This is a genomic window from Saccharopolyspora thermophila, from assembly GCF_014646075.1.
GTDB classification, from domain to species: Bacteria; Actinomycetota; Actinomycetes; order Mycobacteriales; family Pseudonocardiaceae; genus Saccharopolyspora; species Saccharopolyspora thermophila.
On record NZ_BMMT01000005.1, the window covers coordinates 259,767 to 269,653 of the forward strand.

General features: G+C 70.0%; 8 protein-coding genes. 7 read left to right on the top strand and 1 reads right to left on the bottom strand.

What is annotated here, in order from left to right; all coding sequences use genetic code 11:
• Positions 1–102: 102 nt before the first annotated feature.
• The 4 genes from IEY17_RS10365 to IEY17_RS10380 all read left to right on the top strand — a co-directional run bounded on the left by IEY17_RS10365 (position 103) and on the right by IEY17_RS10380 (position 5,293).
• Entirely contained in the window at positions 103–906 is an 804-nt protein-coding gene (locus IEY17_RS10365) for an amino acid ABC transporter permease (RefSeq protein WP_188987132.1), read from the top strand.
• A complete protein-coding gene (locus tag IEY17_RS10370) occupies positions 903–1,664 on the top strand; it encodes an amino acid ABC transporter ATP-binding protein (RefSeq protein ID WP_308423970.1) in 762 nt (253 codons plus the stop codon). The genes IEY17_RS10365 and IEY17_RS10370 overlap by 4 nt, the downstream gene beginning before the upstream one ends.
• Positions 1,665–1,912: 248 nt before the next feature.
• A complete protein-coding gene (locus tag IEY17_RS10375; protein ID WP_229680001.1) occupies positions 1,913–4,219 on the top strand; it encodes an oxidoreductase in 2,307 nt (768 codons plus the stop codon).
• A gap of 147 nt (positions 4,220–4,366) precedes the next feature.
• On the top strand, positions 4,367–5,293 hold the full coding sequence (locus tag IEY17_RS10380) for an SGNH/GDSL hydrolase family protein (RefSeq protein ID WP_229680002.1): 927 nt from the start codon (positions 4,367–4,369) through the stop codon (positions 5,291–5,293).
• On the opposite strand, the gene IEY17_RS10385 is transcribed toward IEY17_RS10380, so the two are convergent.
• On the bottom strand, positions 5,257–6,471 hold the full coding sequence (locus tag IEY17_RS10385) for an ROK family transcriptional regulator (RefSeq protein WP_188987095.1): 1,215 nt from the start codon (positions 6,469–6,471) through the stop codon (positions 5,257–5,259). The two genes, IEY17_RS10380 and IEY17_RS10385, sit on opposite strands and share 37 nt — an antisense overlap.
• A 123-nt stretch (positions 6,472–6,594) precedes the next feature.
• On the opposite strand from IEY17_RS10385, the gene IEY17_RS10390 reads away from it, so the two are divergent.
• From IEY17_RS10390 to IEY17_RS10400, 3 genes are read left to right on the top strand one after another with little or no spacing between them, the layout of a single operon-like run.
• A complete protein-coding gene (locus tag IEY17_RS10390) occupies positions 6,595–7,935 on the top strand; it encodes an extracellular solute-binding protein (RefSeq protein ID WP_229680003.1) in 1,341 nt (446 codons plus the stop codon).
• A gap of 32 nt (positions 7,936–7,967) precedes the next feature.
• Positions 7,968–8,819 (top strand): carbohydrate ABC transporter permease, encoded by an 852-nt coding sequence (locus IEY17_RS10395; protein ID WP_229680015.1) that lies wholly within the window; start codon positions 7,968–7,970, stop codon positions 8,817–8,819.
• Positions 8,820–9,659, top strand: a complete 840-nt coding sequence (locus tag IEY17_RS10400; RefSeq protein WP_188987097.1) for a carbohydrate ABC transporter permease — start codon at positions 8,820–8,822, stop codon at positions 9,657–9,659. It abuts the gene before it with no gap.
• Positions 9,660–9,887: the final 228 nt, after the last annotated feature.

The following is a 9,887-nucleotide window of genomic DNA, read 5'->3' on the forward strand; positions in this document are numbered from 1 at the left end:
GCTCAAGCCGCCAACGCGGGGCCGGCGGGTGCTCCAACCGTCGGCCCCGAACACTGATCGGGAGACTTCATGACAACCGACACCGAGCGGCCCAGGGCAAGGATGGGCCGCCGACAGCGGGCGCGGCTCAACCGCGGCATCCAGTACGCCGTGCTGATCGTGGTCGCCCTCGTCGCCGCCGTGGTCGCCGACTGGAATTCCATCGCGCGCGCGTTCTTCAACGTCGACGTCGCGGTCGCGCAGTTCCCCGAGGTGATCACCACCGCCCTGGTGAACACCATCATCTACACCGCGCTGGGCTTCGGCTTCGGCCTGGGGCTGGGCATCCTGCTGGCGCTGATGAAGATGTCGCCGGTGGGGCCGTACCGGTGGATCGCGACCGCCTACATCGAACTGTTCCGCGGGTTGCCCGCGCTGCTGGTGTTCATCGCGCTGGGCTTCGGCGTGCCGATCGCCTTCCAGCTGCGGTTCGACATCTACTCGACGGCGATGCTGGCGCTGGGCCTGGTCGGCGCGGCCTACATGGCCGAGACGATCCGCGCCGGGGTGCAGGCGGTGCCGCGCGGGCAGGTCGAGGCCGCGCGTTCGCTGGGCATGTCGACGACCCGCACCATGATCACCGTGGTGATGCCGCAGGCATTCCGGATCATCCTGCCGCCGCTGACCAACGAGCTGATCCTGCTCACCAAGGACTCCTCGCTGATCTACCTGCTCGGTCTGGCGGGCAACCAGTACGAGCTGGCCAAGTTCGGCCGGGCGGCGCTCAACGAGTACGCGTCGCTGACGCCGCTGCTGGTGGCCGGGCTGTGCTACCTGATCATCACGATCCCGCTCTCCCGGGTGTCGGACCTGCTGGAGCGCAGGTACGGCGGGGTGCGGACCAAGGCCGGAGGTGCGGGCGCATGAGCGAGGCGATGATCCAGATCTCCGGGCTGAGCAAGTCCTTCGGCCCACTGGAGGTGCTGCGCGACATCGACCTGGAGGTCGAGCGCGGCGAGGTCGTGTGCATCATCGGCCCGTCCGGTTCCGGCAAGTCCACACTGCTGCGCTGCGTGAACCTGCTGGAGGAACCGAGCGCGGGCAAGGTCGTGGTGGACGGCGTCGAGCTCACCGACCCGGAGACCGACCTGGACGCGGCCCGCCGGCACATCGGCATGGTGTTCCAGCAGTTCAACCTGTTCACGCACCTGCACGTGCTGGACAACCTGACGATCGCGCAGCGCAAGGTGCTGAACCGGGACAAGGCCGAGGCCGAGCGGGTCGCCCGGCACAACCTGGAGCGGGTCGGGCTGGCGGAGAAGGCGAACGCGATGCCCGCGCAGCTCTCCGGCGGCCAGCAGCAGCGGGTGGCGATCGCGCGGGCGCTGTCGATGAACCCGAGGGTGATGCTGTTCGACGAGCCGACGTCGGCGCTGGACCCGGAGCTGGTCGGCGACGTGCTCGGCGTGATGCGGCAGCTCGCCGACGAGGGCATGACGATGCTCGTGGTGACCCACGAGATGCAGTTCGCCCGCGAGGTCGCCGACCGGGTGCTGTTCATGGACGGCGGCGGCATTGTCGAGCAGGGCCCGCCGTCGGAGGTCATCGGCAACCCGAAGCAGGAGCGCACCCGCACGTTCCTGGCAAGGGTTCTCGACCCCACCCACACCCACGTCGCGGACTGACCGACGAGGACTGCTCGGGTCGCTCGGACGCCTTCTCGCGCGGGATCGCCGGCATCACGCATCCGCCGGCGCCGTCCTCGCGAGAAGGCGTCCCTGCTCGGGGGTCCCGCCGCGGTGTTTCACGTGGAACAGCTAATCCGATCGGGTGCGGTCCATCCCGGTGCACTGCACAGCGTTCCGCAACTTCGCGTAAAGATCACACGTCTGAGTATCAGAGGTAGTTGATCGGCTACCTTTCGTGTGGATCAGTGCGTGACAGTTCGGGGGCTGGGGTGCCGGTCATCAAACCGTGGGACAGCAGCGGTCCGCTGACCGCGGCCGAGCAGCGCTTCGAGGAGCAGCTTCGGCTGAGCAGGGCAGAACGCGCCGTGCAGGACCCCGGTCCGCCGCTCGACGTGCACGCCGAGCGCTACAGCCCGGACCAGGCGATCCGCGGCGAATACCTCAGCCGGCGGCTCGTCGAGTCGCTGGAGGAACCCGGCTGGCGCCCGTTCTCCCGGCGCAGTGGGGTTGGGCAGCAGCCGGTGATCACCATCGAGAACGCGGTCATCACCGGGCAGCTGGACCTGCGCGCCGCGGATCTGCCGTATCTGCTGGAGTTCGTCCGCTGCCGCTTCGAGAACGCCCCCGACCTCCGGCAGGTCACCGTCGCCGGACTGGTGCTGTGGCACTGCCGCTTCCCGGGCATCAACGCCCGCAACCTCAACACCGCCAACGACACCGTGCTGCGCAACTGCACGAGCATCGGCGGCGTCGTCGACCTCGCCGACGCGCAGCTCGGCGGCTCGCTGCTGCTCAACGACAGCGAGCTGCGCAACCCCGGCAAGCGCGCCATCTACGGCGACCGGTTGTCGGTGTCGGGTGCCCTGCTCGGGCTGCGCATCCAGGTCTCCGGCGAGATCCGCATCCCAGGAGCGAAGGTCGGCGGCAACCTGAACTTCTCCGGCGGTGCGCTGCGCAACCGCGGCCGGTATGCGTTGAACGCCAACGGAATCCAGCTCGGCGGCAGCCTCCGTTGCGAGACCGAGCCGCAGTCCCAGCGGCCGTTCACGGTGGCCGGGCTGCTGTTTCTGCCCAGCGCGCACATCGCCGGCGACGTGCGGCTGCGGGACGCGGTGCTGGAACCGGGGGTCGTCCCGCCGCGTCGCGGCGAGTCGAAGTACGACGACCCGACCAGCACGCTGGTCGCCGACCGCGGCGAGATCAGCGGTGACGTGCAGCTCGACCAGGGGTTCCGCAGCGGCGGCACGATCCGCATGGTCAGCGTGCAGATCGGCGGCGACCTGCGGATGTCCGAAGCGCACATCGACCTCAGCTGGTCGCGCTCGGCGAAGGCGTCGGTGGAGCAGCCGCTGCGCGCACTGCACATCGACGGCGCGCAGATCCACGGCAACCTGGAGGCGTCGAAGGTCGAGCTGCGCGGCCAGCTTCGGATGATCGACGTGCACATCCACGGCAGCTTCCAGCTCAACAAGGCCAAGGTGGTGGGGCCGCGTACCGACGCGGTGCAGGCCAGCCGCATCATCGTCGGCAGCAACCTGGACTGCCGGGACAGCGACATCATCGGGACGCTGCAGCTGCAGGGCGCCCGGGTCGGCGCGAACGTCGACCTGCGCGCGGCGCACCTGACCAAACCCGCCTGGCACCGGCACCGGATGGCCTACAAGTCCTCGCTGGACCTGCGCGCCGCGCACATCGCGCGGGACCTGGTGTGCGCGGCGGGCAGCCGCCCGTTCATCGCCGAGGGCGAGGTGCAGCTGCGGCGCGCCGAGATCGGCCGGCAGACCAACTTCTGGGGCGCCCGCCTCGGCGACGGCAGCAGCCGCAACGCCATCAACGCCTTCGGCCTGGTCACCCAGGAGCTCACGCTGGTCCCGGCGGTGCCGCCGCAGGGCCGCATCCGGCTGCGGCAGGCGCAGTGCGAACTGCTCGCGGACAACTCCGAGCTGTGGGCGGCCTCCGGCGGGGTGGACGTCGAGGACTTCGCCTACGACAACTTCAGCGAGCCGATCGAGCCCACCGACCGGGCCAGCGTGGTGGAGCGGCTGGGCTGGCTGCGCGCCAACTCCGGCGGTCGCTACCAGCCGGGGCCGTACGACCAGCTGGCCCGCGTCTTCCGCGGCAACGGCAACGAGGAGCACGCGGTCACGGTGCTCATCGAGAAGCAGCGGCGCCGCTACCAGGCGATCGCCGCGGCCACCCGCCCGGCGTTCCGGTTGCCGGTGCGGTTGTGGAGCATGCTGCAGCTGATCACGGTGAGCTACGGGTTCCGGCCGCTGCGCGCGATGATCTGGCTGGTGCTGCTGACCGCGGCGGGTACCACGTGGTTCAGCTTCCACCCGCTGGTCCCGATCAACGAGGAGGACCACCCGGTGTGGAACCCCTTCCTGTACACGGTGGACCAGCTGGTGCCGATCATCAACCTCGGCCACGACGTGATGTGGCAGGCGCACGGCAGTTCCCAGTGGATCACGGTCATCCTCATCGCGGCGGGCTGGATCCTGGCCACGACGGTGGCCGCCGGTATCACCAGAGCCCTGCGCCGCGAGCTCTGAGTTCCTGCCCTCGGACTCGCGGCTCCGCCGGCCCGCGCATGCCCGATCGGTGCGTTGTGCGGCTGACACCAGGCGATTCTCCGTGTCGCGGGGCGCGCCGCGTGCTAGATCAACGTGGCCGGTGCCAGCTTCTCGCAGGAGGTTCGCGTGGTCGCACGTCTCGGCCGTCTGGCCAACCTCGGTCTAGCCCTCGCCGCCACCGCCGCGCTCGCCCCGAGCGCGCACGCGGACGACGGTGTCGCCTACGTCGCGATGGGGGACTCCGCGGCGGCCGGGCCGCTCATCCCCGGCCCCGACCCGAACCTGCTGTGCTTCCGCTCGAACGTGAACTACCCGCGGGTGGCCGCGCAGCTGCTGGGCGCCGAGCTGACCGACGTGTCCTGCTCGGGCGCGAAGATCGACGATCTGGCCGGGCGGCAGCACGGCATCCTGCCGCCGCAGTACGCGGCGCTGTCCGAACGCACCGACCTGGTGACGCTCACCATCGGCGGCAACGACGTGGAGCTGGTGCAGGCGGCGGTGTCCTGCCTGAACCTGCTGCCGGAACCGGCCGGGAGCTCCTGCGCGGACGAGTTCACCGCGGGCGGCCGGGACGTGCTGGCGGAGCGGATCGCCGCGCTCGCGCCACGGTTCGACCAGGTGCTGGTGGAGATCCGGCGCCGGGCGCCCCACGCGCGCGTCGTGGTCGTCGGCTATGGCACCTACCTGCGGCCGGGCGGCTGCTACCCGAAGGAACCGGTGTGGCCGCGCGACGCGGACTACATTCAGTCCAGTGTGGACAAACTGAGCGCGATGCTCGGTGAGCGGGCGGCGGCGCACGGCGCGCGGTTCGTGGACCTCGGCCCGGTGAGCGTGGGCCACGACATCTGCGCGGCGCCGCGGGACAAGTACTACGAGGGCCTCATCCCGACCTCGATGGCGGCCCCGCTGCACCCCAACGCCCGCGGCATGCGCGCCTTCGGCGCGGCGGTGGCGGAAACCGCGTCCGATCTGGCACAGCTGACCGGCGATCCGGTGGCGCAGGCGCCCGCCACCGCTCAGGAGCCGAGGAGGGTGGCGAGGCGGGGCGAGTAGGCGTGGTCCAGCACCAGGGACGCCGCTCCGACCGCACCGGCGTCCTCGCCGATCAGCGCCGTCTGCACCTGCACCGGACGCACCTGCGGTGCCCACACCTGCGCCGCCACCACCTTCGCCACCCGGGACCGCACCAGTTCCGCGACGTGGCGCAGCGCCGGGCCGCCGAGCACCACGCGATCGACGTCCAGCACACTCACCACCGACGCCAACACCTGACCCAGCCGCGTTGCCGCCTGCCGCAGCACTTTCACCGCCGCGGCATCGCCGCCCGCCGCGCGACGGCACATCCGCTCGTAGGCCGCGGCGACCGAGTCGCCCTCCGGTTTCCCGCCCGCCGCCTGCCAGTCGGCGACGATGGCCCGCATCGAGCAGTACGCCTCCAGGCATCCCCGCCGCCCGCAGTGGCACCGCCGCGAACCGCCGCTGTGCACGTGCCCGATCTCCCCGGCGTTGTTGCTGACACCGCGGTGCACCTGGTCGTTGAGCACCACGCCGATCCCCACCCCGGAACCCAGGTACACGTAGACGAACGACCCGGCGCGTTCGGCGCACCCGGCCCAGCGCTCCCCGATCGCCGCCGCGGTCGCGTCGTTGTCCATCACCACCGGCAGCCCGGCCCGCTCCGCCACGATGTCGGCCAGGGGCACCGCCGACCAGCCCGCCAGGTTGGGCGGTGCGAGCACCTGCCGGTGCTCGGCGTCCAGCGGGCCGGGCACGGCGAGGCCGACGCCGAGCACGCGTTCGCTGTCGACACCGGACCGGCGCACCAGCTGCTGGAAGGTGCGGGTCAGCGCGGTGGCGACGGCGGACGGTGCGGCGCCGGTGGGTACGCGCCGCCGGCTGCGCAGCCGTACACCGCCGGCGAGGTCCAGCAGGACTCCGGTGATCTGCTCCGGGTCGAGGTGCAGGCCGACCGAGGTGTAGGCGTCCGGCACCACCTTCAGCAGCACGCGCCGCTTGCCTCCGGTGGACGGCGCGTGCCCGTTCTCGGTGACCAGGCCGTCCGCGATGAGTGCGCGCACGATGTTCGACATCGTCTGCGGGGTCAGGCCGGTGCGCTGGGCGAGCTCGACCCTGCTCACTTCACCGCGTTGGCGGATCGCGTCGAGCACGACGGCGCGGTTGAATCCGCCCACCCGGGGCAGGTTCGTGCCCTGCCAGGACGCTTTGGCCATGGGCGCTCCTCACTGGGACGACCGGCAAAGATCATTGACTTGTTCCAATGAATGGAATTAACGTGCCCAAAGTGTGATCCGCATCTCAGGGCGGGCGCAACCACTGCTGGTGGGAGGACCGCGATGCGCCGTTGCAGAGCCATGGTCGTGCTCATCGCCGCGATGCTCGGGTTCCCGCTCGCCGCGTGCGGCGGCGGCACGGCCGACGACCCGAACACGATCACCGTCGCCTATCACCGGTACGGCAACACGCTGCAGGTCGAGCAGTGGATGCAGCGCGTGAAACAGCAGTACGAGCAGGCCCATCCCGGCAAGACCGTCAAGCTCGACCCGGTCGTCGCGCCGGAGAGCGAGTACCTGTCGAAGCTGCAGCTGCGGATGCGGTCCCCGTCGACCGCGCCGGACGTGCTCTACGAGGACAGCTTCACCATCAACTCCGACGTCGAGGCCGGCTACCTGGAACCGCTCGACGAGCGGCTGGCCCAGTGGCCGGGGTGGGACCAGTACATCGACACCACCAAGCAGGCGGGCCGGGCGCAGAACGGCCGCATCTACGGCGTCCCGCTGGACACCGACACCCGGGGGCTCTGGTACAACCGCCAGCTGTTCGCCGAGGTGGGACTGCCGACCGAGTGGAAACCCCGCACCTGGGACGACATTCTCGCCGCGGCCCGCCAGATCAGGCAGCGGCGCCCGGACGTCATCGCGATGGACCTGCCGCTGGGCAAGGCCGAGGGCGAGTCGGTGAGCATGCAGACCGTCGAGATGCTGCTGTACGGCACCGAAACCGGCACCCTCTACGACGAGCAACAGAAGAAGTGGATCGCGCCGAGCCGCGGTTTCGCCGACGCCATGGGTTTCCTGTCCACGCTCCTGGCGGAGGGGCTGACGCAGAGCAAGGCGCAGATCGCCGACGCCCAGTACGACAAGAAGCTGCGCGACGACCTGACCCGCGAGGGCAGGGTGGGCATCCGGCTGGACGGCAGCTTCGCCTCCGGCAACTGGATCAACGCAGGCTGGCAGGACTGGGCCCGCACCATGGCGGCGACCCCGATGCCCACCCAGCACGGCCAGGCACCGGGCACCGTCACGCTCTCCGGCGGCTGGACGCTGGCGATCAGCTCGTCGAGCCACAAGAAGGACGACGCGTTCGAGTTCATCACGCAGGCGATGGCCAAGGACAACGTGGTGGAGTACGCCGCGGCCAGCGGCAACCTGCCCGCCCGCGCGGACGCCGCCGCGGATCCGCGGGTGATCGAGGCGAACCCGCTCAACCCGTTCTGGATCGGGCTGCTGGCCAACACGCACTACCGGCCCGCGCTGCCGGAGTACCCGAAGGTGTCCGAGGAGATCCAGAAGGCGGTGCTGGAGGTGGTGGCCGGTCGCCCGCCGGGCGAGGTGGCCGAGACGTGGGCGCAGCAGGTTTCGCGCATCGTGCAGCCCGCCAACACGCGGGCCGGTTGATGGCCGCGGGGGTAAGGCAGTGGCTGGTGCCGATGGCGCCGGCGCTGCTGTTGCTCGGGTTGTTCGTGGCGGGGCCGATCCTGTGGAGCATCTACGTCTCGTTCACCAACGCGGCGCTGTCCGGGGCCGCGGCCACCGACCCGGAGTTCGTCGGGCTGGAAAACTACCGGCGGTTGTTCACCGATCCGGCGCTGTGGCATTCGGCGTGGCTGACCGTGGTGTTCACGGTCGGCTCCGCGGTGCTCGGGCAGAACCTGCTGGGCATGCTGATCGCGGTGCTGACGCAGCACCGCAGGCGGTGGGTGCGCACCGCGGTCGGCACCGTGGTGGTGTCGGCGTGGGTGCTGCCCGAGCTGGTCGCGGCCTTCGCCATCTACGCGTTCCTCAACGCCGAGGGCACGCTGAACAACCTGCTCGCCAGCCTGGGGATGCAGCCACAGGACTGGCTGTACAGCGCGCCGATGGTCGCCGTGGTGCTGGGCAACGTCTGGCGCGGCACCGCGTTCTCGATGCTGGTGTACCAGGCGGCGCTGTCGGAGGTGCCGACCGACCTGGTGGAGGCGGCCGAAGTGGACGGTGCCGGGGCGCTGCGCCGGTTCTGGCACGTCACGCTGCCGGTCATCCGCCGCTCGGTGCTGACGAACCTGATGCTGATCACGTTGCAGACGATCGGGGTGTTCACCCTGATCTACGTGCTGACCGCGGGCGGTCCGAACGCGGCGACGCAGACGTTGCCGCTGCTGATGTACGACCAGGCATTCGAACTGGACGAGATCGGCTACGGCGCGACGATCTCGCTGGTGCTGTTGGTGATCGGCGGTCTGTTCGCGGTGGTGTACGCCAGAAGCCTGGGAGATCCCGACAGCCGGGAGGGCGGAGTCTGAATGGCTGCGGTGACGGTTGCGCGGCGGCACACGGTGTCCGTGGTGGTGCACCTGGTGCTGGCGGTGATCGCGCTGGCGTTCCTGGCCCCGCTGCTGTGGCTGGTCACGGCGTCGTTCGACGGGGACGCACCGCTGGCCGCGCAGCTGCCGAGCGCAGTCACCCTGGACAACTTCGGTGCAGTGCTCAGCTGGGAGCTCAGCGGTCGTCCACTGTGGAACGGTTTGGTGATGTGCGGCGGTGCGGCGCTGATCTCGGTGGTGGCGGCGGTGCTGTGCGCGTATCCGCTGTCCCGCTACCAGCTGCGCTTCCGGCGGCCGTTTCGGTACGTGGTGCTGTTCGCCTCCGGCCTGCCGATGACGGCCGTGATGGTGCCGGTGTACAGCATGTTCGTGCAGCTGCGGCTGATCGACTCGATGTTTGGCACCACCCTGTTCCTGGCCGCCACGTCGCTGCCGATCGCGATCTGGATGACCAAGAACTTCATGGACGGCGTGCCGATCAGCCTGGAGGAGGCGGCGTGGGTGGACGGCGCCTCGGCGATGCAGGCGCTGCGCTCGATCGTGCTGCCGCTGATCCTGCCGGGGATGAGCGTGGTGGCGATCTTCACGTTCATCACGGCGTGGGGGAACTTCTTCGTGCCGTTCGTGCTGCTGCTGGACCCGGCGAAGCAACCGGCCTCGGTGGGTGTGTTCACGTTCTTCGGCCAGGGCGGCCTGATCGCCTACGGCCAGCTGGCGGCATACTCGATCGTCTACACGGCCCCGGTGGTCCTGCTGTACCTGCTGGTAACCCGAACCCTGGGCGGGGCCTTCAGCCTCGCCGGAGCCATCAAGCACTGACCGCCCCTCACCACCCCCACCACGGCGACGTCTTCCGCAATGGGAAATGAGAGACCTGATTTCCATGGGGATCGCATGAGGAGGACGGGCTCGCGATGAACTGAACTGGTCCCCGGTGGTTGGACTGTGGAATTCAGTTCCGATCATCGGGGAGCGGTGGTTTGGCTGGGCGTAGTTCGTTGACCGCGGAGCAGCGTGCGGCGGCGATAGAGTTGTTTGATGATGGTT